Source organism: Devosia sp. GW821-FHT12F11 (assembly GCF_058806655.1).
Map to the genome: position 1 here is coordinate 919,047 of NZ_JBXAPX010000001.1, position 20,702 is coordinate 939,748.

The 20,702-nt window shown below is 65.7% G+C and carries 19 protein-coding genes; 8 read left to right on the forward strand and 11 right to left on the reverse strand.

The window, feature by feature from the left end:
- Positions 1–63: 63 nt before the first annotated feature.
- The 5 genes from rpoN to AC1ROK_RS04665 all read right to left on the reverse strand — a co-directional run bounded on the left by rpoN (position 64) and on the right by AC1ROK_RS04665 (position 4,169).
- Entirely contained in the window at positions 64–1,572 is a 1,509-nt protein-coding gene (gene rpoN / locus AC1ROK_RS04645; RefSeq protein ID WP_492844291.1) for an RNA polymerase factor sigma-54, read from the reverse strand.
- A 131-nt stretch (positions 1,573–1,703) separates the two neighbouring features.
- Positions 1,704–2,471, reverse strand: a complete 768-nt coding sequence (gene lptB, locus AC1ROK_RS04650; protein ID WP_492844293.1) for an LPS export ABC transporter ATP-binding protein — start codon at positions 2,469–2,471, stop codon at positions 1,704–1,706.
- Entirely contained in the window at positions 2,468–2,923 is a 456-nt protein-coding gene (gene lptA / locus AC1ROK_RS04655) for a lipopolysaccharide transport periplasmic protein LptA (RefSeq protein ID WP_492844295.1), read from the reverse strand. Before lptA ends, lptB begins: the two co-directional genes overlap by 4 nt.
- Positions 2,920–3,555, reverse strand: coding sequence for an LPS export ABC transporter periplasmic protein LptC (lptC, locus tag AC1ROK_RS04660; protein WP_492844297.1), 636 nt, complete (start codon positions 3,553–3,555; stop codon positions 2,920–2,922). Before lptC ends, lptA begins: the two co-directional genes overlap by 4 nt.
- Entirely contained in the window at positions 3,555–4,169 is a 615-nt protein-coding gene (locus AC1ROK_RS04665; protein WP_492844299.1) for a ribonuclease D, read from the reverse strand. The genes lptC and AC1ROK_RS04665 overlap by 1 nt, the downstream gene beginning before the upstream one ends.
- A gap of 124 nt (positions 4,170–4,293) precedes the next feature.
- Here AC1ROK_RS04665 and AC1ROK_RS04670 point away from each other — a divergent pair, with 124 nt between their 5' ends.
- From AC1ROK_RS04670 to AC1ROK_RS04680, 3 genes are all read left to right on the forward strand, one after another.
- A complete protein-coding gene (locus AC1ROK_RS04670; RefSeq protein ID WP_492844301.1) occupies positions 4,294–6,147 on the forward strand; it encodes a polysaccharide biosynthesis protein in 1,854 nt (617 codons plus the stop codon).
- Between the two features lie 7 nt (positions 6,148–6,154).
- A complete protein-coding gene (locus tag AC1ROK_RS04675; RefSeq protein ID WP_492844303.1) occupies positions 6,155–6,952 on the forward strand; it encodes a phosphodiesterase in 798 nt (265 codons plus the stop codon).
- 150 nt (positions 6,953–7,102) lie between these two features.
- On the forward strand, positions 7,103–8,119 hold the full coding sequence (locus AC1ROK_RS04680) for a hypothetical protein (protein WP_492844305.1): 1,017 nt from the start codon (positions 7,103–7,105) through the stop codon (positions 8,117–8,119).
- A 63-nt stretch (positions 8,120–8,182) separates the two neighbouring features.
- Here the strand turns inward: AC1ROK_RS04680 and AC1ROK_RS04685 are convergent, their stop codons facing one another.
- Together AC1ROK_RS04685 and AC1ROK_RS04690 are read right to left on the reverse strand one after the other, a co-directional pair.
- Positions 8,183–8,656 carry a group III truncated hemoglobin gene (locus tag AC1ROK_RS04685; RefSeq protein ID WP_492844307.1) on the reverse strand — a complete coding sequence of 158 codons (474 nt, stop codon included), beginning with the start codon at positions 8,654–8,656 and terminating at the stop codon, positions 8,183–8,185.
- A 59-nt stretch (positions 8,657–8,715) separates the two neighbouring features.
- On the reverse strand, positions 8,716–9,990 hold the full coding sequence (locus AC1ROK_RS04690) for an O-acetylhomoserine aminocarboxypropyltransferase/cysteine synthase family protein (RefSeq protein ID WP_492844309.1): 1,275 nt from the start codon (positions 9,988–9,990) through the stop codon (positions 8,716–8,718).
- Positions 9,991–10,206: 216 nt separating this feature from the next.
- Between AC1ROK_RS04690 and AC1ROK_RS04695 the strand changes: the two genes are divergently transcribed.
- Positions 10,207–10,701 carry a GNAT family N-acetyltransferase gene (locus AC1ROK_RS04695; RefSeq protein WP_492844311.1) on the forward strand — a complete coding sequence of 165 codons (495 nt, stop codon included), beginning with the start codon at positions 10,207–10,209 and terminating at the stop codon, positions 10,699–10,701.
- A gap of 384 nt (positions 10,702–11,085) precedes the next feature.
- Here the strand turns inward: AC1ROK_RS04695 and AC1ROK_RS04700 are convergent, their stop codons facing one another.
- Positions 11,086–11,850: a phytanoyl-CoA dioxygenase family protein gene (locus tag AC1ROK_RS04700; protein WP_492844313.1), complete on the reverse strand. Its 765-nt coding sequence runs from the start codon at positions 11,848–11,850 to the stop codon at positions 11,086–11,088.
- A 145-nt stretch (positions 11,851–11,995) separates the two neighbouring features.
- Here AC1ROK_RS04700 and AC1ROK_RS04705 point away from each other — a divergent pair, with 145 nt between their 5' ends.
- From AC1ROK_RS04705 to AC1ROK_RS04715, 3 genes are read left to right on the forward strand one after another with little or no spacing between them, the layout of a single operon-like run.
- The gene (locus tag AC1ROK_RS04705; RefSeq protein ID WP_492844315.1) at positions 11,996–12,778 is read left to right on the forward strand and encodes a helix-turn-helix transcriptional regulator; all 783 of its coding nucleotides are present in this window, start codon (positions 11,996–11,998) and stop codon (positions 12,776–12,778) included.
- Between the two features lie 12 nt (positions 12,779–12,790).
- Positions 12,791–13,867 (forward strand): sialidase family protein, encoded by a 1,077-nt coding sequence (locus AC1ROK_RS04710; protein ID WP_492844317.1) that lies wholly within the window; start codon positions 12,791–12,793, stop codon positions 13,865–13,867.
- Between the two features lie 32 nt (positions 13,868–13,899).
- Positions 13,900–16,167: an MFS transporter gene (locus AC1ROK_RS04715; RefSeq protein WP_492844319.1), complete on the forward strand. Its 2,268-nt coding sequence runs from the start codon at positions 13,900–13,902 to the stop codon at positions 16,165–16,167.
- A 152-nt stretch (positions 16,168–16,319) separates the two neighbouring features.
- On the opposite strand, the gene AC1ROK_RS04720 is transcribed toward AC1ROK_RS04715, so the two are convergent.
- Positions 16,320–17,435 (reverse strand): sialidase family protein, encoded by a 1,116-nt coding sequence (locus AC1ROK_RS04720; RefSeq protein WP_492844321.1) that lies wholly within the window; start codon positions 17,433–17,435, stop codon positions 16,320–16,322.
- Positions 17,436–17,470: 35 nt separating this feature from the next.
- Positions 17,471–18,643, reverse strand: a complete 1,173-nt coding sequence (locus AC1ROK_RS04725; protein ID WP_492844323.1) for an N-acetylglucosamine-6-phosphate deacetylase — start codon at positions 18,641–18,643, stop codon at positions 17,471–17,473.
- A gap of 164 nt (positions 18,644–18,807) precedes the next feature.
- Between AC1ROK_RS04725 and AC1ROK_RS04730 the strand changes: the two genes are divergently transcribed.
- On the forward strand, positions 18,808–19,803 hold the full coding sequence (locus AC1ROK_RS04730) for a hypothetical protein (RefSeq protein WP_492844325.1): 996 nt from the start codon (positions 18,808–18,810) through the stop codon (positions 19,801–19,803).
- Between the two features lie 73 nt (positions 19,804–19,876).
- Here the strand turns inward: AC1ROK_RS04730 and AC1ROK_RS04735 are convergent, their stop codons facing one another.
- A complete protein-coding gene (locus tag AC1ROK_RS04735) occupies positions 19,877–20,695 on the reverse strand; it encodes an HpcH/HpaI aldolase family protein (RefSeq protein WP_492844327.1) in 819 nt (272 codons plus the stop codon).
- Between the last annotated feature and the right edge of the window lie 7 nt (positions 20,696–20,702).

The following is a 20,702-nucleotide window of genomic DNA, read 5'->3' on the forward strand; positions in this document are numbered from 1 at the left end:
GAGCAATGCGCGGATCGGCATTGGGTTCAAATGCCGGGTGTCGACAGCGGCGTTGCCGACGCGCTATCGTCCCGCCGCGACCAAGGCGCGCTTCTGGCGACGCCGGATCACCGAGGAGGGGATGTTCATTCCCTCGCGATATTTCGCCACGGTGCGGCGCGCGACCTCGATGCCGCGCTCCTTCTGCAGCATCTCGGCGATGGTGTCGTCGGAGAGGATGTCAGCCGGCTGCTCGGCGTCGATGATCTGCTTGATCCGATGGCGCACCGCCTCGGCGGAATGGTCGCCCTCGCCGGTCGATGAGCCGAGCGCCGTGGTGAAGAAATACTTCATCTCGAACAGCCCACGCGGCGTCGAGACGTATTTGTTCGAGGTGACGCGGCTCACCGTCGACTCGTGCATTTCGATGGCATCGGCAACGGCCTTCAGCGTCATTGGCCTCAGATGCGTGATGCCGTGGACGAGAAAGCCATCCTGCTGCTTCACGATCTCGGCAGTGACCTTGAGGATGGTCTGCGCCCGTTGGTCGAGGCTCTTGGCCAGCCAGTTGGCGGTGGCAAGGCAATCGGTGAGGAAGCTCTTCTCCGTGGTGTCGCGGGTCTTCTTGGTCACCGAGGCATAATAGGTGCGGTTGACCAGCACGCGCGGCAATACGTCGGCATTGAGCTCGATCTGCCATTCGCCGCCGGGCCCTGGCCGCACGAACACGTCGGGCACCACAGATTCCACCGGGCCCGCCTCGAAGGCGCGTCCCGGCCGGGGGTCGAGCTGGCGCAGTTCAGCCAGCATGTCGCTGAGGTCCTCGCGGTCGGCGCCCACGGCGCGAGCGAGCGCGGCGAGGTCGTGCTGGGCGACCAGCTCGAGATTGTCGAGCAGCCGCAGCATCATGGGATCGAGCCGGTCCTTCTCCCTGAGCTGCAACGCCAGGCACTCGCGCACATCCCGCGCGAACACCCCGACCGGGTCGCAGCCCTGCAGCTGCTTGAGCACTGCTTCGATCGTCTCGACCGGTGCGCCGAGCTGCTCGGCCACCGTTTCGAGCTCGACCGCGAGGTAGCCCGCCTCGCTGAGGCTGTCGATCAGGAACTGCGCGATCAGCCGCTCCGCCGGGTCGGCGATGATCAGGCCCGCCTGCGCCGCGAGATGATCGGCAAGCGTCGGCCGCGCCGCGACGAACTGGTCGATATCGGCGGCTTCGCCATCACCGCCGCTTCGCTCGTTCCACTGCGTCGAGTCGGTTTGCCGCTCCGGCGCCGACTGGTCGGGGAAGACGTTCTCGACCTCGGTGTCATAGCCATTGGCGATCGAGTCCGCCGACTGGATCCGCTCGGAATAGTCGACCGTGTCCTCGGCTGCGTTGAGTTCGGCCGGGCGCTCCGGCGCTTCCGCCGTCTCGTCGGTCGGCTCCGCCCCGTCCTCGCGCTCGAGCAGCGGATTGCGCAGCAATTCGGCCTCGACGAAGCTGTTGAGCTCGAGGTGGCTGAGTTGCAGCAGCCGGATCGACTGCATCAGTTGCGGCGTGAGCGTCAGGCCCTGGCTCTGACGAACCTCAAGCCGTGGCGACAAGGCCATACGCGCGTTTCCCCTGAGGCAACTAAGTGAGGCTTCCCACGCCATCCATGCATGATTGGAGCGCTCAGGGCAAGAACCGTGCCAGAATTTGGCCAGTGGGCGAATGGCGAGCGGCGAATAGCGGGGTCGCCTCAAACCTCGAACGTGTCGCCCAGGTAGACCCGTCGCGCCTCGGGGTCGGCGGCGATGACATCGGGCTTGCCCTGGATCATCACATGGCCCTCGTGGATCACGTAGGCGCGGTCGACCAGCGACAGGGTTTCGCGTACCGAATGGTCGGTGATCAGGACGCCGATGCCGCGTCGGGTGAGATGCCTGACCAGCATCTTCACCTCGCTGACCGCGATCGGGTCGACACCGGCGAAGGGCTCGTCGAGCAGCATGAACAAGGGATCGGTGGCGACCGCCCGGGCGATTTCGACGCGCCGCCGCTCCCCACCCGACAGTGCCAGGGCATTGGACTTGGCGATATGGGCGATGCCGAACTCGGCCAGCAGTTCGGCGAGCCGCGCCATCCTGTCGGCTTTGCGCGGTACGTGCCCCTCGAGCACCGCGAGAATGTTGCCTTCGACGCTGAGACCGCGAAAGATCGAGCTTTCCTGCGGCAGGTAGCCGATGCCGAGCCGGCCGCGCTGGAACAGCGGCAGGTTGGTGATCGGCCGTCCGTCGATCAGGATCTTGCCCTTGTCCGGCTTCACCAGCCCCATGATCATGGTGAAGACGGTGGTCTTGCCGGCGCCGTTCGGGCCGAGCAGGCCAACCGCCTCGCCGCGCCGTACCGCGAGGCTGACATTTTCGACCACCGTGCGCTTGCCGAAACTCTTGTTGAGCCCGTGCGCCACCAGCCAGCCGGTCTGGTCGACCGGGGTCTTGGCCGTCATTGTCGCCGCTTCGTTCATTGCGGGGTGAAGACGCCGGTCACCCGGCCTCCCGCATTGCCCTTGAACACCGAGCTGTTGGTCGCGAGGTTGATGGTCAGCTCCGGTCCGTTCAGCTTGCCCTGCGCGTTGACCACCGTGACGTTGCCGCTGAGCCTGAGGATCAGGGTGTCGGGATCGAACGTCGCCTTGGCGCCGGTGGCGTCCTGGCTGTCGGTCTTGATCCGCACGTTGCCGGTGGCGGTGAGGCTGTCGATATCGCTCTGCCCGCCACTGCCATAGACCACCACGACCTTGTCGGCCCATAGCTTCAGCCCGGTCCGGGTGATCACCACATTGCCGCTGAAGGTGGCGTTGTTGTTGTTCTGGTCGATGGTGAAATCGTCGGCCGAGACGTTCACCGGCTCGGCGGCGCTCGCCGGCAGCGCCAGCGCCGTGGCGAAGAGGATGACGAGGGCGGCGAGCAGCTTCATTCGGTTTCCCCCGGAGTCGAGACCAGCGTCACTTTGGCGTTCTTGAAGGTGTAGATGCCGGTTTCGCGATCATAGGTCATGCCGTCGGAGACGATGTGCGAACCGCTCGGCATGGTGATGTCGACATTGCCGCTCGCCACCATTTTCCAGTTCATCAGATCGGCGAACACGGCTTCGAGCGTGCCGTCCAGGCCCTCCGAACTGGTGACGTGGGCGATGCCCGGCACGTTCAGCAACTGGTCGTTGGTCTGGAACTGCGCCGCCGCTGCTTCCGCCTGCATCGCCGCGCCTTCCGGCGGGGTCATGGTGAACACCGCGTCCTCCATGTCGATCAGGTCGTTCTGCGTCGGCGCCACCTTCGCCGCCCGCGCCGACAGCGCGTAGAGCGTGCCGTCGTCGCCGGTGGAGGTGAGGCGCGGCGTTTCCACCACCAGGTTGTCGCGGTCGATCCTGATGTTGGAATAGCCGAAGCGCTGCCCGAGCGTATCGATGACCATCATCGCCAGCAGCACCACGAAGATCAGTGCGCCGCCGGCCGGCACCAGCCAGCGCAGCAGGCCGACCAGCCGGTTGCGGCGCATCAGCCGCCCGTACAGGGCGACGCGGTCCTGCGGGGCGACCAGCGACGCCATCAGCTATGCGCGAAGATGTCGGTCTCGTCCCAGCCCATCAGGTCGAGGTCGATCCGGTGCTTGAGGAACTCGAAGCAGGCCTGGGCAAGCTCGGTCCGGCCTTCGCGCCTGAGCATCCGGTCGAGGTGGCGCTTCAGGTCGTGCAGGTAAAGGACATCCGAGGCGGCATAGTCGAGCTGCGCTTCGGAAATCTTCTCGGCGCCCCAGTCCGAGCTCTGCTGCTGCTTGGACATGTCGATATTGAGCAGCTCGCGCGCCAGGTCCTTGAGGCCGTGCCGGTCGGTATAGGTGCGCACCAGCTTGGAGGCGATCTTGGTGCAGTAGACCGGGCCGGTGACGATGCCGAAGCGGTGCTTCAGCACCGCCATGTCGAAGCGCGCGTAGTGGAAGATCTTGGTGACGCCGGGGTCGCTGAGGAGCTTCACCAGATTCGGCGCTTCCTTCAGATCCTGCGGGATCTGCACCACGTCGGCGCTGCCGTCGCCGGGGGAGAGCTGCACCACGCAGAGCCGGTCGCGGCGCGGATCGAGGCCCATCGTTTCGGTGTCGATCGCCACCTCCCGGCCATAGCGCGAGAGGTCGGGCAGGTCGCCCCGGTGCAGTCTGATCGTCATGTCGAATTCCTGGTTCGGCGATTTGGGCTGTGATGCCATAGCATAAAGGCGTTGGAAAGACCGGCCGGCATCGTTACAAAACCCGGGGTCGCAGGCCACGCGGCTCGCGGCGGGTGGGTTTTCTATGACGTTGAACAAAGTCCGCGACGGACTGAGCGGACTGCCGCGTCGCTGGAAGCAAGCCATTCTGATCGGCTTCGACACCCTCGCTTTACTCGGCGTGCTGTGGCTGAGCTTCGCCATTCGGCTGGGTGGCGCCTTCACGCCCAGCATGTCGCACATCCTGCTGATGCTGCTGGCGCCGCTCCTCGCCGTGCCGGTGTTCATCCGGCTCGGGCTCTATCGCGCCGTGATCCGCTACCTGCCGGAGCGGGCGCTGTGGACCATCATCCAGGCGATGATGCTGGCAACCCTGCTCTGGGTGTTCGCCCTGTTCCTCGCCGAGGCGACGCGGCTGGCGATCTTTCCGCGCACCGTGCCGCTGTTCTATTTCATCTTCGGCACCGTCATCGTCGCCGGCTCGCGCTTCCTCGCCAAGGCGCTGCTCTGGCTGCCTGAGCGTAACCTCGGCCATGCCGGCGGGGTGGTGATCTATGGCGCCGGTTCGGCCGGCACGCAGCTCGCCGAGGCGCTCAGGGCGCATCGCGCCAGCTATGTCGTGGCCTTCGTCGATGACGACCAAAGCCTGTGGGGCCGCGACGTCGCCGGCATCCGCGTCGACCCACCGACGAAGCTTGGTGAGCTGATCCGCAATCGCGGCGTCAGCGAGGTGATCCTCTCGATCCCGTCAGCCGACGCCACGCGCCGGGCGCAGATCGTCACCGAACTCAGCCACCACCCGGTCAAGATCCGTGCGCTGCCGGCGATCGCCGACCTGGTCTCCGGCAAGTACCTGATCAGCCAGCTGCGCGAGATCGATATCGATGACCTGCTCGGCCGGTCCGCCGTGCCGGCCGATCCCGAGCTGATGGGGGAAATCCTCACCGGCCGGGTGATCCTCGTCACCGGCGCGGGCGGCTCGATCGGCTCCGAGCTCACCCGGCAGATTGTTCAGCGCGCGCCGAGGAAACTGGTGCTGCTCGAGGCCAACGAGTTCGCTCTCTACGAGATCGACCGACACCTGCGCACCCTGGCCCAGGTGGAGATCGTCCCGGTCCTCGGCTCGATCGCCGATGCTGCGCTGGTCCGCCGCACGCTCGAGGGGCAGGGCGTCGAAGTGATCTTCCACGCCGCGGCGCATAAGCACGTGCCGCTGGTCGAGGCCAATGCGCTCGAGGGCGTCCGCAACAACGTTCTGGGCACCCGCATCCTGGTCGAGGCCGCGGTTGCTGCAGGGGTCAAGCGCTTCGTCCTGATCTCGTCCGACAAGGCGGTGCGGCCGTCGAGCGTCATGGGGGCGACCAAGCGCTGGGCCGAGCTGATTGTTCGCCACTACGGCAAGGGCAGCGGCATGCGCTACTGCTCGGTGCGCTTCGGCAATGTGCTCGGCTCCAACGGCTCCGTGGTGCCGCTGTTCCGCGAGCAGATCGCCGCCGGCGGTCCGGTGACCCTCACCGACAACCGCATGACCCGCTATTTCATGTCGATCCACGAGGCGGCCGAGCTGATCGTCCAGGCCGGCGCCATGGCCGAGGGCGGCGACATCTTCCTGCTCGAGATGGGTGAGCCGGTGCGCATCCGCGATCTGGCCGAAAACATGATCCGGCTGGCCGGCCTGTCGGTGAAATCCGACGACAACCCCAAGGGCGACATCGCCATCCACGAAACCGGCGCCCGGCCAGGCGAGAAGCTGACCGAGGAACTGTTCTTCGATCCGGCCAATGCGCTGCGCACCACGCAGCCTAAAATCCTGCGCTCACCGCCGACCGCCCGCCAGACCGCCGACCTGCTGCCGGCCCTCGCGGCGCTCACCGCCGCGCTCGAGGCCGAGGACGAAGCCGAGCTGCGTCGGGTGCTGTTCGACTACGTGAGGGCCTGAGCCGGCGATGCTGATCGCCCAGCTCTCCGATCCGCACCTTTGCGCGCCCGGCACGCTGTACCAGGGGCTGGTCGATTCCAACGCCATGTTCGAGGCCGCGATCGACCGGCTGGCGACGCTCGATCCGGCCCCCGACCTGGTGCTGCTGACCGGCGACGTCACCGAGCACGCGGCACCCGAGGAGTACCGTCTGGCCCGGAGCCTGCTGGCCGCCATTCGGCAGCCGGTGCTGGCCATCCCCGGCAATCACGACGAGCGCGAAGCCTTCCGCGCCGCCTTCGCCGACAGGGGTTACCTGCCCGCCACCGGCCCGCTGCATTTTGCCGCCGGCGGCCACGGGCCGGTCCGCGTCATCGGCCTCGATATCAGTGTGCCGGGCCAGCATCACGGCGATTTCGATGCAGCGACGGCGATGTGGCTGGAGGCGGCGCTGGCGGTTGAGCCGGAGCGGCCGACGCTGATCATGCTGCACCAGCCGCCGGTCGAAACCGGCATCGGCTTCATCGACGCCTACCGCTGTTTCAACGGTGAGCGGCTGGCGGCGATCATTGCGCGCTACCCGGCGGTGGAGCGCCTGCTCTGCGGCCATGTTCACCGTCATATGTCGCTGCGCTTCGGCGGCAGCCTGCTGCAGACCGCCCCGAGCACCACCACGGCTATCGCCCTGCGCCTCGCGCCTGCCGCCGAACCCGCCTCGTTCGTCGAGCCGTCGGCCTTGCTGCTGCATCATTGGCGTGCGGGGGTGGGAATGGTCACCCATCACGTCCCGATCGACCCCGGCGCCGGTCCGCTGCCGTTCTTCTGAGCGCCACTTGAGCGGCAGCTGACTGCGCCATTCATCAGGCATTCAAGCGCGGCTGATCACTTATCGCTGATCAGCGTGGACGGTGGGCTTGGGGCTCCGCCGGCACCCGCATTCGGCTCCAAGCCCCTGTGACTCCTAGGGAGAATTGCCATGAAACGAATTGCACTCGCCGGCTTTGCGATGCTCGGCCTCGTCGCCGGCGCTGCCGCGCAGACACCGCCTCCGGCGGTGGTCAACTTCGCGACCATCGCCGACATGCCGACCCTGAAGGATACCTCCAAGCAGGATCATTTCGCCGTCACGCTTTCCGACGCGCAGGTGGTGAGCAACATCACCGTCGATTGCACCGCCGGCCGCACCGAGCTCCTGATCGTGCGCAACGACAAGGCTTGCGCCATCGGCGGCAACGGCTCGATCATCAATCCGTCCAACAAGCAGGCGCTGCCGCGCACCCAGTATCTCGGCCAATACACCGTTACCGCTGACGGCAGCACCGACGCACGGACGCTGTCGATCAACTACCTCGCGGTCGGCAAGGTGGCGCCGGACACCAAGCAGTTTGCCGGCTCGCTGAACTTGAAGCCAGAACTCTCCTCGAGCGGCGCCGCCGGTCTCACCCAGTCGGTGCTCAAGAAGATCACCGGCGACAATTCCGGTCCGATCAACAGTGCCGTCGACACCGTCGATCTCAACCGGCTGTTCATCCCCTCGGCCGGCCTGCCGTCCGACAAGGGCTGCACCTGGTCGGGCAACATGGTGTTCGCCTACCAGACCTATTCCTGGTTCATGTCGCTGTCGGCCGACTGCGGCGGCAAGGTCTATGAGCTGAAGGGCAACATGCCGTTCACCGACACCCCCGGCGTAGAAGGCCAGACCCAGTACGACCTGACGCTGACGCTGCCTTCCACCGAACTGGTGGGTGACGACGCGCTGTTCGCCACGACCGACGAGAACGCCGACCTCTTCGCCTCGGTCGACGGCATCACCGGCAGCATCATCATGAAGAACTCCAACAACGTCACTGTCACCGTCGACGGCGAGAAGATCACCACGCCGATGAAGGTGGAGGCCTCCGGTAGCCTCACCGGCACCAACGTGCCGCTCGAAGTGGTCCGGTCCTTCGCTACCCTGATCGGCATCCTGCCCTCGACCTTCTTCGGCGCCTGAGCCGTTATCGGTCGCCTCAGTCGAGCCCCGCGCCACTGGCGCGGGGCTTTTTGTTTGATGTCGTCAGGCCTGTTCGGGAGACTCGTCGCCGGCCCGGATCGGCCTGACCTCGTCGAGGTTCTGCCCGCGGAACTGCGCGATGCGCAGGCGGAAATTGGTGCCGATGCGTTCGGCGCGCTCGACGAACAGCGCCGCCACATCAGGCGGGCAGAGCTCTTCCACCGTCTCGCGGAACAGCTTCAGCCAGCGCGCAAAATGCCGGTCGGAGAGTTCGGGGATGGCGATATGCTTGGGCATCGGACGGCCATAGTAGCGGCCGCTGCCCAGCAGCATCGAGCTCCAGAAATCGGCGATGGTCTTCAGATGCGCCGGCCATTCGGCCTCCGGGATCACCCGGTTGAACACCGGCCCGATCACCTCGTCGCGCCGCGCTCGCCCGTAGAACTGTTCGACCACCGCGGTCACCATGGCGTCGTCGAGTTCGGGCGGGATCAATCGGCCGGTCGGGTGGAGGCGCGGGCCTTCGGGAGCAGTCACGGATACAGGCCTTTCGGAGCCGCCGGCGCGTCGAGCGCGCCGACGGACATGTAGTTAGCCTAGGCGACCTTTGCCAGCGCCTGCTCGACGTCGGCGATGATGTCGTCGATGTGCTCGATACCGACCGAGATGCGGACCAGGTCCTCAGAGACGCCGGCCTTGGCCAGCTCCTCGGGGCCGAGCTGGCGGTGCGTGGTCGAGGCCGGATGACAGGCCAGTGACTTGGCGTCGCCGATATTGACCAGCCGAAGGATCATCTGCAGCGCATCGATGAACTGCGAGCCGGCGACGGCGCCGCCCTTGATGCCGAAGCTGATGATGCCCGAGGCCTTGCCCTTGGTGATCTTCCTGGCCGTCGCATTGTACTTGCTGTCCGGCAGCTGGGCGTAGTTCACCCAGTTGATCTTGGGGTGCTTTTTCAGCCAGGCCGCGAGCTTTTCGGCGTTCTCGCAATGGCGCTCCATCCGGAGCCCGAGCGTCTCGAGCCCTTGCAGGAACAGGAAGGCGTTATGCGGCGACAAGGCAGCGCCGGTATTGCGCAGCGGCACCACGCGGCAGCGCCCGATATAGGCCGCCGGCCCCAGCGCCTCGGTATAGACCACGCCGTGATAGGAGGGGTCGGGCTCGTTGAGGATCGGGAAGCGATCCTTGTTCTTCACCCAGTCGAACTTGCCCGAGTCGACGATGATGCCGCCGATCGAGTTGCCGTGCCCGCCGATGTATTTGGTGAGCGCGTGCACCACGATATCGGCGCCGAACTCGAACGGCTTGCACAGGTACGGCGTCGCCACCGTGTTGTCGACGATCACCGGCACGCCGTGGCGATGCGCGATCTCTGCCAGCCGCTGGATATCGACGACGTTGCCGGCCGGGTTGCCGATCGACTCGCAGAACACTGCCTTGGTGTTCTTGTCGATGAGCTTTTCCAGCCCTTCGAAATCGCCCTGGTCGGCCATCCGCACCTCGATGCCCTGGCGCGGGAACGAGTGCATGAACAGGTTGTAGGTGCCGCCATAGAGCTGGCTGATCGAGACGATGTTGTCGCCGACGCCGGCGATCGCCTGGATCGAATAGGTGATGGCCGCCATACCCGAGGCGACGCAGAGGCCGGCAATGCCGCCTTCCATCTCGGCGACGCGCTGCTCGAGCACCGCCGTCGTCGGATTCATGATGCGGGTATAGATGTTGCCGGGGACCGCGAGGTTGAACAGGTCCGCGCCGTGCTGGGTGTTGTCGAACGTGTATGACGTGGTCTGATAGATCGGGACCGCTGCCGCCTTGGTGGTTTCCTCCGACTTGTAGCCATGATGGAGCGCGATGGATTCGAGCTTCACTTTTTGTCCTTTCAAGCAATGAACCGCCGGGCGAGCCGGTGGACCGGTATGCGTACCATAGCTGCGTGGGGGAGGTACCCCGTCCGAACGGATGGGGATTGCGTCATCGGAGCGCATTCGGGAAAAGTTGCAGACTATTCCGGCTCGATGGCGCGACAAATTTGACGACTGGCGCGCAGTGAGAAATATCGGTCTCCCCAACTTCTTGAGGTGCACGTGGAGATTCGAGGCGAACTGCCTGCGGACGATGCGGCGATCCATGCGCTGACCCGCGTGGCGTTCGAGCCGATGCCGTTCAGCAGCGGCACTGAAGCACCGATCATCCGGGCCCTGCGCGCCTCCGGCGACCTGACGCTGTCGCTGGTAGCCGAAGACGATGGCGTGATCGTCGGGCACATCGCCTTCTCGCCGGTCACCATCGATGGCGTGCATGCCGGCTGGTTCGGGCTCGGGCCGATCTCCGTTCGCGCCGACCGGCAGCGCCAGGGCATCGGCAAGGCACTCATTGCGCGCGGATTGGCGCTGTTGCGCGAACAGGGCGCTGCCGGCGTGGCGCTGATCGGCAACCCCGATATCTATGGACGCGCCGGCTTCGAGAGCGATGGTCTCCTGGCCTATGGCGATCTCGATCGGCGGCTGGTGCAGCGGCTGGTGCTGTCCGGTCCGCCGCCGCGCGGCGAGCTCAAATTCGCTGCGGCCTTCGACATGTGACCTCCGTAACGGGAGCTTGTCACCGGCAGCGCCCCAAACGCGATGTCATCCCGGCGAAGGCCGGGACCCATCCTGAGATGTGGCGGCTCTTGCACGAGTCCGTCACCATCTCGGGATGGGCCCCGGCCTGCGCCGGGGTGACACCGTGGGTGGGGAAATACCAGTGACAGAGCCTCTCGTTCAACTTGGCGCGTGAGCTTTCGCCAGATTGATCCACCGCGTTTGACCGTCCAACCATGTTATTATAGTAACATACTCTGCGCCGATGCGGTGCGGAGGGGCGGTGGCGTGCAACGCGCGACCGGGCGGACGTTGACGATCGAGGAGCGCGCCGGGAGGACGGAGCGGATGGCGCGGTTTGAGCCGCACCATCCGGGCGAACCGTCAGATCTGATTGGCGGCCTTGAGTTCGGCGTCGAGCTTGGCCTGGTAGGCCCGCTTCATTTCCTCGTCGGTTTTGGCGCTCGCCCCGAAATACACAAAGCCCAGCGCCCGGCGCGAGCGGGTCGGCGAGCGGTTGGGGCTGGCCCAGTGCACCGTCTTGCAATCGTGCATCAGCAGCATGCCGGCCGGACCCGGCTGCGCCACGGTGTTGGCGACATCGTGCTCGGTGCCGAAATCGATGATCCCCTGCGAAAAACCGAGAATCTCGGAGCGCCCATGTGGACGCCAGCCCTCGAAGGCGTGCGAGCCACGGACATATTGCAGGCACCCGTTCTCGTCGTCGACCGGCTCCAGCGCCAGCCAGCCGGTGATCGCCTTGGGCGGCGCGATCTTGAAATAATAACCATCCTGGTGCGGCGGCGTCTGCTTGCCGATGCCCGGCGGCTTGTTGAAATATTCCATGTTCTGGGCGACCGCTTCCTCGCCCAGCACCGTCTCGGCCAACTGCTTGATCACCCCGTCGCTGAGCAGCGTCTTGAAATAGCTGTCGTATTTTTCGAGGTACATCATCTGCTTGACCGTCGAGCGGTTCGCCTTGTCCTCGTAATAGACCTCGGTCTCGGACATTTTCGGCACGCACTCGATCAGGAACCGGTCGAGCTCGCGGTTGATCTCGGCCATCCTGGCCGCATCGAACAGCGGCCGGAAGGCGATGAAGCCGTCCCGGTCGAAATCCGCCTTCAGCTGGCTATGCGGAATGCTCATTGCAGCACTCATCCTGCGCTCCTCTCCTCAGGGCCAATGCGGCCGTGTCAGATGAAAGGCCAACGCCGCCCTCCCGTCATTGCCGAGGATCGGCATCACGTTAGGAAATCCGATTGCCGCCGCCAACCGGCACTGGCGAGGCGTCATGTCCTGTGACACCGATCAGCTCGAGCTGCGCGACCACCGCTTCGGTCGGATCAATCGCCGCATGCCGATCGGACCCGTACGATGGCCGTTCCACGATCTGTTCTGGGTGCACGAGGGGCGCGTCGCCATCGGTTTTCCCGAGCTTGGCGTGCGGCTCGAACTGGTGGCGCCCGCCGGCGTGCTGATCCTGCCGGGCACCCAGTTCCAGGGCGCGACGCTCGGCGCCTTCGCCACCGCTTCGATCTGCCATTTTACGATGGCCGGCGAGCCGGCGGGGCCCGGCTACGCACTGCCCAACCCGGACGAGGCGCTGCATCTGCAGAATCTCATTCGCCTCGCCATGCACCTCGCCCGGCGCAATCGCTCCGACGAGCTGCCGCGCCGCAAGCGCCTGCTGCTGAGCCTGCTCGACGGCTTCGCGCGCCCGGGCATACCCGAAGCGCCGACCATCGACGAAGACCGGCTGACCATCGCCTGGACCCAGGCCGGGCAAAACCTCCACCGCATGCGTACCCTCGCCGATGTCGCGGCGTTGCTGGGGATTTCCGAGAGTGCGTTGCGCGCCATGCACCGCAAGGCGCGGCACACCTCGGCCGGCGAGCACTTGCGGGAGTTGCGCCTCACCCGCAGCGAGGAACTGCTGGTTTCGACCGACAAGTCGCTGGCCACCATCGCCGCCGAGGTCGGTTACGGCCATGCCGCCACCCTCGCCGCCGCGTTCCGCAAGCGGCGCGGCAAGACCCCCGGCCAGTACCGCCACTGGTCCAACCCTTTCGCCTGACCGGAGTTTTCGATGCGGCGCCTTGAAGAGATCACCATCTACGCCAACCCCGACCCGCTGCTGGTCAGCCGCCAGGCAACGTTCCCGGGCATCGTGCAACTGGCCTCGGGCGAGCTGGTTGCCATCTTCACCATCGGCCAGGCCTTCGACGCCGCCGATGCCCGCGCCCATGTGAGCCGCAGTTCCGACAACGGCCGCACCTGGTCTGCCCCTGTCCGCCTCACCGACCACGAAGTGCGTCCCGAAGAATCCGAGAGCTTCAAGCCGCTGCTGCTGGCCGATGGCTCGCTCCTCGCCACCGGCTACGTCTTCGTCAGGCCGACCCCGCTGACCCCGGTGGTCGACCCCGAAACCTTCAAGCTGCTGACCCTGCGCAACAAGACCAGCACGTCGACCGACGGCGGGCGCAACTGGAGCGTCCCTGTCTATTTTGATGTCGAGGGCCAGCCGCTCGAGCTCTCCGGCCCAGCCATCCAGCTCGCCTCGGGCCGCATCATCGCGGCCACCGCGCCGTTTCACCTCGGCAAGGATGGCCATGCGGGCTGGATCATCGCCAGCGACGACAATGGCAAAAGCTGGAACAAGCTCTCGGAGTTCTATCGCTCGCCCGCCGGCAACGTCTCGACCTGGGAGAGCCGCATCGCCGATCTCGGCGGCGGCCGCGTCGCGGTGATCTTCTGGGCCTATGACAATGCCGCCGGCGCCAACCTCAGCAACCATATCGTCCTCTCGAACGATGGTGGCGAGACGTTCGAGCCGGCGATCGACACCGGCATTCGCGGCCAGGCCTCGAACCTCTTATCGCTTGGCGGCGGCAAGGCGCTGACCATCCATTCGCACCGGGAGGCGCCGGTCGGACTGATCGTCCGCCGCGTCGACCTCAATGGCGGCCTGACGGTCGAGGAGGAGCTGAACCTCTTCGCCGACGCGGCGATGGGCAGCGACTCGGCCGACATCAAGAAGCAGTTCGGCAGCCTGAAGTTCGGCCAGCCCTCGCTGCTACGTCTGCAGAACGGGGAAATCTACGCCGCCTGCTGGAGTTTCGAGAACGGCCAGTATGTGATCAAGGGATACCGGATCGCCGCATGAACCAAGGCGAGTCCGTGAGGGGGGATTTTGACGTGTCGCGGGTAGAAGGCGTCGGCGTTGCCGAGTACGAGGAGCAGTCGGATTTCGACAAGATCCGGCGCATCCCCTATCTCTACGCCTTCAACATCATCACCGCTGCGGCGCTGCTCTGCACCGTCACCTCGCCCTTGGCGCTGTTCGCCGCCGAGTTGGGCGTGCCCAAGGACCGCATCGGGCTGATCGGTGGTATCATGCCGTTCGTGCAGGTGATCGCGGTGGTGTTCCTGCCCATCGTCATGGCCTTCGGCCATCGCCGGGTGGCCGGCTATGCCTCGCTCACCCGCTATCTGTGTCTGTCGCTGATCCTCGTGGCGCCGATGTTCCAGGGTAATCCGGACATGGTGTTCTGGGTGCTGTTCGCGGCCATGCTCGGCTTCTCGATCTTCCGCACCCTGGCCGAAACCGCGATCTGGCCATGGTCGCAGGAGTATATGCCGAGCTTCATCCGCGGCCGGCTGACCGGTGGCATCGCCGTCGCCTATCTGCCGGTGGCGCTGGTCGGTTCGGTCCTGGTGCAGCTCTGGCTCGACGGTCAGCACGGCATCGAGCGCTTCTTTCCGGTCTTTGCCATCGGGTTGCTGTTGGGCGTCATCGCCGCGTCGACGCTGTTCGGGCTCGGCGGCGGCAAGCCGCGCCCTGGCTCGGCGCGCGGCTTCGACGCCATCCGCGCCATGGGGGTGCCGCTGCGCGACGGCAACTTCCTGCTCTACCTGGTGTCCTCGGGCACGCAGTTCCTCGTCTATACCGTCATCAACCTCTTCATCCTCTTATTCTTCCGCGAGCGGCTCGGCATCTCGTCGGGCCAGATCGTGCTGATGGCGGCGTTCATCCCGGTCGGTGCTGCGGTCGGCAGCGTTGCCTCGGGCTGGTTCGTCGATCGCTACGGCACTCGGGCCATCCGCATCACGCTGCAGGGGCTGCAGGTGGCGACGCTGATCGCACTGATGTTCGTCACCAGGGATACGCCCGGCACCATCTTCATCGTCGGGCTGATCTTCTTCGTCTTCGGCATGCTGTTCCAGAGCGCCATCTCGGTGGGCGGCATCTACATGCTGAACTATGTGCCGCCGGCCAAAAAGGAGAGCTACATGACGCTCGCCTATATGACCGACGGTCTGATCGGCGGCGGCGCCGCCTTCCTTGCCGGCTGGCTGCTCGAACTGCTGGCGAGCAACACCATCGTCATCGCCGGCGTGACGCTGGGCAATTTCGAGACGCTGTTCGCGCTCAGCGCCGCGATGGTCGTGGTCTCCGCCATCACTTTCGCCATGCTGAAGGAGGAGGGCGCGACCGGGGTGCGCGATTTCCTCGGCCAGTTCGGCCGCGGCCGGCCGCTCAGTGCCCTGTGGGGGATTCATCGCTATGGCGCACTGACCTCAGAGGAACGCCGCCGCGACCTGGCCTATGGCTTCGGCAAGACCCGCAGCGCGCTGGTCAAGGAAGAGCTGATCGCCGCGCTGAGCGACCCGAGCTTCGATGTCCGCCACGAAGCGATCCAGTCGCTCGGCCACCTGCCGCCGAGCCCGGCGGTGGTGCGGGCGCTCGAATCCATGCTGGCCTATGATGGGCTGGTCGAGCTGCAATATGCGGCACTCAACTCGCTCGGCCGGATCAAGGCGACCCAGAGCGGCGAGGCCATCGCCCGCTTCCTCGATAGCCCGAACCCGCTGCTGCGGGCTCGCGCTGCCCGCGCCCTCGGCGATATCCGGGATACGAGGCAGCTACCGCGTATCCGCCGCATGCTGGCCGACGATCCCGAGATCGACGCCCGGCTGGCAGCGGTTTCGGCGCTCGGCAAATTCCGTGACAGCCAGAGCGTCGATGGCCTGCTGCAGGTCTATCGCGAACTGGCCGGCGATGCGGTGAGCATGGCAGGCGAGCCGCGCAGCAAGGTGGTGCTGCTGGCCTTGGCCAAGATCCTCGACTGGGAAGAGAGCTTTTCGCGCGAGTGGCGGCACGAGGAGAAGGTGCTGGGCTACCGCCTGCCCGGCCTGTTCGGCCGCTTGAGCGACGACCTCCGCAAGCGCTCCAATGCGGAGCATTCCCGCCTGTTGCTGCAGGCGGCAGCGGCGCTGAGCTCGGGCAGCACCGGCACCGCCTTCCGGGCGCTGCAGGACCTCCGCCCGTACATCGAGCGCAGCGGCCACCCCGAAGCGGGCATCGTGCTCAAGCTGATGGACGGCACCCGCGATATCGAACAACCGCACCGCGCGCTGCTGATCCTCCTGGCGCTGGCGATGCGGCCGGTGCTGGCAGGGTAGCTTCTACGCCCGGCGCGGGCTGACCCCCACCCTTGATCCCTCCCCGCAAAAGGGAGGGAGACGCCTACACCGGCCCAGTGTTTTGGTCTCCCTCCCCCGTGCGGGGAGGGGACAGGGGTGGGTCAGCCCGCACCAGCGCTTCAGTAGGGCAGCTAGACCCTCAGCTTCGCCCACCGCACGTCGAGTGCCCTGGGCTCCCCCGCGTAATACACCACCAGCACATCCCCATCCGGCAGCGCTGTCGCCGAGGGCAGGCCGAAACTCCACACGTCCATGCTGGCCAGCATGTCGCCGGTATCGCTGCTCGCCGCCTGCGCCTTGGCATGCGCGTAGACTTCGACTTCGCTGTCGGCAGCGAATGGCGCGTCGATCCTCGCCGCCACCCGAGCGCGGATCGACTGCGACCCGAAGCGGTCGACCCAGGCCAGTACCACCCGGCCATCGCGGAACACGGCCGGCCGCGCTGCCTGGTCGGCAAAGCCGAGATCCTCGGCCGCGCTCCAGCTCGCTCCGCCATCGGTGCTGATCCGGCGGTGGATGTTGAGGTAGCCCGCCGTCGTGGTGTCGTAGGTCCAGGCGAACGAGCCGACGCGGCCATCCGGCGCCACCGCACAGCGGAGGTCCCAGTTGAAGATGCGGCCGGTCGGGTCCTCGGCCACCGTCACCGGTCCGCTCCAGCTCCGGCCCTCGTCGGCGGAATGGAAGAACACTGCCCGCTGCAGCCATTTCGAACGATCGAGGTAGGTCTTGTTGGTCTCGATGCTCATCGCCAGCCGGCCGTCGGCCAACCGCAGCAGCGGGCTGGTGAGGCTGGCGGGACCGATCTCCGCGGGCATCGGCACTTCGCGCCAGGCCGTCCAGCTCGCGCCATTGTCGTCGGAGTCGGCGAGGAGGATCACCATTGGCAGGCAGCCCTCGGTCTCGGCGTTGAACAAAGGCTTGCCGGGGTAGCTGGTGCGATCGACCCACATGGCGGCGGCGAGCAGCCGGTTGGGGGCGAGTTCGGTGACGTAGCAGAGCTTCAGCGTGCCGCCGGTGCCGCGCACCTGAGGCGGCTCGAACGGATAGCTCGGCGCCGACCAGGTGAGCCCGTTATCGGACGAGCGGTAGAAGGCGATCCGCTCCTTGGGCGAATCCTTCTCGTCGCCGGCCCTGAGGGTTGCGAGGAGCGAACCATCGGCGAGCACCGTCACCGAGGGAAAGGTCAGGTTGGCGCGAGCCGTCCCCGGCTCGGCCTGTGCCAGTATTCCCGATGCGACGATCTGCATTGGCTGTCCCCCCACAAGCCGTTGCGCCAAGCCGGCTATGCGGAGCGCCTGAACAGCGTCTCGCCGCCCACCACCGTCGCCTCGATCTCGAGGGTGTCAGGCTCGAGCACCGTGAAATCGGCGAGCTTGCCGACCTCGATCGACCCGATGTCCTTGTCCATGCCCAGCACTCTTGCCGGCACCAGACTGGTGGCGTGGGCGGTGCGAACGAGGTCGGCGCCGACCATGGTGACATAGTTGCGCATCGCCTCGTCCGGAGTCAGCGACGAACCGCACAGCCCGCCATTGCTGTCGACCACCGCCTTGCCGCGGGCGCTGCGCACCCATTGGCCCGGATAGAACTCGAACTCCATGTCCTCGGCGCCGGCGTATTTGTTGGCGTCGGTCTCGAGGAACACCCGGTCGACCGGCAGTTGCGCGAGGATCTTCATCAGCTTGGGCGACACATGGATGCCATCGCAGATCAGCCCCAGCTTGAGATCGGATTCCGCCAGCAGCGCATCGGTGAGCGACAGCACGTGCAGCCCCATATTGCCGGGCTCCGGCTGGCGCATCACGTTGTACATGTGGGTCACCGCGTCGATGCCCCACGAGACGTAGCGCGCCACGTCGTCCGGAACGGCCTGGCTGTGGCCGAGATGAATGCTGACCCCGTTGGCCTTCAGCCGCTTGATGAAGGCTTCGGCGCCTGGCAGCTCCGGCGCCAGCGTCACCGCCTTCAGCCGGCCGTCGCTGGCCGCCAGCATCCGCTCGGCGAGCTCGACGCTCGGCTGCTGCAGATTGCGCGGGTTGTGGGCGCCGGGCGAGGCAAAGCACGGGCCCTCGCTGTGAATACCCAAAGCGCGCGCGCCAGTGGCCTTTACGGTCTCGGCGGCGAGGCGGGTAAGCGTCCGCTCCAGGTTCTCGGGCGGCAGGCAGCTGATCGAGGGCAGGAACCCGGTAACGCCGCGCGACAGCAGCAGCGTCGAGTTGTCGGAAACGCAGCCGGGCAGGGTGTCGTTGTAGAGGTAGACGTCCATGCCGTGCTGGAGGAGGTCGATGATGCCGGGGAACAGCAGCTTGCCGTTGGCGTCGACATCCTGCCAATCCGTGCCGGTGGCAGCGTCTCGCCCTACGATGCCGGTGAACCGGCCATCCTCGATCAACAGATCCTGCCCGATTTCTCCGCCCGGGGTCACCAGCGTGGCGTTACGCCATCTTTGCTTCACTTGCAGAATCCATGCTCGTAGTATATTGTCATGATAACCACCTAACATGCGAATTCAAGGGGAAACATGGCGCCTTGAAGCGCCTCTGTGATCGGCAGGGCGGGCGCGGTGCTATATGTCGCCGGAGCAATCTTCGGCAATCACTTGTCACGGGAAGTCCTGGCTTGAGTATCGACCTGTCGCCACGCCACTTGCAGCTCAGGGATATGCTGTTCCGGCGTTGGAAAACCAACGGCCTGAAAGCCGGGGACAAGATCGAGTCGCAGAACGAGATCGTGAAGTTCTGCGAATTCTCGCTGATCACCGTCATCAAGACGCTGAAGGACCTCGAGGCCGAGGGGGTCATCCGTCGTCAGGTGGGCAAGGGCTCCTTCCTCGTCGAAACGCCATGGACCGAAGCGCATCATCGCATCGGCTTCTTCTACAACCGCGACATCGTCGGCGGCGGCATCTTCAACAACGAGTTCTACACCAAGCTGGTGGTGGCGCTGGAAAAGGCCGTGGTCTCCGATGGTCACGAGTTCATCCTGGGCAGCTTCACCCACAAGTCGATGCCGACCCATGTGTGGGACGCACTCGATGTGGTGGTGCTCGCCGGCATTACGCCGGAGACCGAGATCGACAAGCTGCCCGAGACCTCGGCGCAGGTGGCGATCATCGACCTCGTGATCGAGGATCTGCCCTACCACGCCTACCGCATCGATTTCGAGCCGGCCTTCATGGAGATGTTCCGGCTCAACGACGGCAAGAAGCTCAAGTATCTCTACCTCAACACCACCATCACCTCGAGCGAACAGGCCTCTCGTCTCGCCAGCATCAAGCGCGCCCATGCCTCGACCAAGACCGAGCAGGAGCTGCGCATCATTTCGGTGAACCAGGAGACCGGCCAGAACGACACGGCCGAGCTCGAGGCGGTGCTCAAGAGCTACAAACCCGACATCGTCTGTGGCTACATGCACCATAGCTGGGTGCCGGTGATCGCTGCCAAGGCGACCAAGCCCACCCGGGCCTATCGCTATTCGCTCGACAATGACGGCCCGAGCTTCAACGTCGATTCCGCTGCCTGGATGCAGCAGGTGCTGGCCGATATCTACGCCAACCTCGAAGAGCGCAAACCCGGCAAGCAGGTCATGAGCATGCCGGCGACGTTTCATCCGTAGGGCCGCACTGATCTCTCAGTCAGTGCCTTCTCCCGTTACGGGAGAAGGCCACCACTTCGAGTTCGGCGATCGGTCAGCCCAGCGCCTTGTCAAACGCCGCCATCGACTCATCGGCATAGTTCGCCAGCGCGATCACATCGGCGCCGACCGACAAGAGGTTGTAGCCCATGTCGACATACTCGCCGATCAGCTCGCGGTTGGTGACCGTGGCGGCGATCTTGCCGTATTTGCGGGCGACTTCGGCGACGCGCTTGCGCACCGCCTTGATCTCGTCGTGCTGGATCTGGCCGGGAATGCCGCTCGCCACCGAATAGTCGCCGGGGCCGAAGAACAGGCAATCCACCCCATCCATCTCGGCGATCGCCTCGAGGTGTTCCAGCGCCTCCGGATCCTCGATCTGGTAGCAGGCGAAGCGCTCTTCGTTGGCGGTTTTCAGGTAGTCGAGGAAGCCGACGCGGGTGAACTGCGCGTCGTTATTGCCGCCATCGACGGCGCGCTTGCCGAGCGGCGCGAACTTGGTGATGTCGCGCACCTTGCGCGCATCGTCGGCATTCATGATGTGCGGCACGATCAGGCCGGTCGCATCCATCTCATAGCCGCGGATATAATCGCTGTAGCTGCCGCGCGATACGCGCAGCAGGGTGTCGACGTCATAGAGCTTGGCGGCGCGGATCTGGTTTTCCACCTGCTCCCAGGTCGCCGAGGTGTGCTCCATGCATAGCCACAGCGCATCGGGCTGCGCCGCGGCGAAGATCTCGGCGATCTTGGCGTCGGCGATGTTGAGCTTCAGCACCCGGGCCACCTTGCCCTCGCGGATGGTGCGCAGCACACGGCTCGGCCGCATGCGGAAGCGCGTCGGGGGCGTCGCGGCGTAGGGCTGCGTCTGGGACAAGTTATGC

Bases quoted from the DNA above. Each gene is read 5' to 3' on its own strand.
- lptC (WP_492844297.1), bottom strand. From the start codon at position 3,555: ATGGCGTCGCTGGTCGCCCCGCAGGACCGCGTCGCCCTGTACGGGCGG.
- AC1ROK_RS04705 (WP_492844315.1), top strand. From the start codon at position 11,996: ATGTCCTGTGACACCGATCAGCTCGAGCTGCGCGACCACCGCTTCGGT.
- AC1ROK_RS04720 (WP_492844321.1), bottom strand. From the start codon at position 17,435: ATGCAGATCGTCGCATCGGGAATACTGGCACAGGCCGAGCCGGGGACG.
- AC1ROK_RS04670 (WP_492844301.1), top strand. From the start codon at position 4,294: ATGACGTTGAACAAAGTCCGCGACGGACTGAGCGGACTGCCGCGTCGC.
- lptA (WP_492844295.1), bottom strand. From the start codon at position 2,923: ATGAAGCTGCTCGCCGCCCTCGTCATCCTCTTCGCCACGGCGCTGGCG.
- AC1ROK_RS04710 (WP_492844317.1), top strand. From the start codon at position 12,791: ATGCGGCGCCTTGAAGAGATCACCATCTACGCCAACCCCGACCCGCTG.
- AC1ROK_RS04665 (WP_492844299.1), bottom strand. From the start codon at position 4,169: ATGACGATCAGACTGCACCGGGGCGACCTGCCCGACCTCTCGCGCTAT.
- AC1ROK_RS04700 (WP_492844313.1), bottom strand. From the start codon at position 11,850: ATGAGCATTCCGCATAGCCAGCTGAAGGCGGATTTCGACCGGGACGGC.
- AC1ROK_RS04675 (WP_492844303.1), top strand. From the start codon at position 6,155: ATGCTGATCGCCCAGCTCTCCGATCCGCACCTTTGCGCGCCCGGCACG.
- lptB (WP_492844293.1), bottom strand. From the start codon at position 2,471: ATGAACGAAGCGGCGACAATGACGGCCAAGACCCCGGTCGACCAGACC.
- AC1ROK_RS04680 (WP_492844305.1), top strand. From the start codon at position 7,103: ATGAAACGAATTGCACTCGCCGGCTTTGCGATGCTCGGCCTCGTCGCC.
- rpoN (WP_492844291.1), bottom strand. From the start codon at position 1,572: ATGGCCTTGTCGCCACGGCTTGAGGTTCGTCAGAGCCAGGGCCTGACG.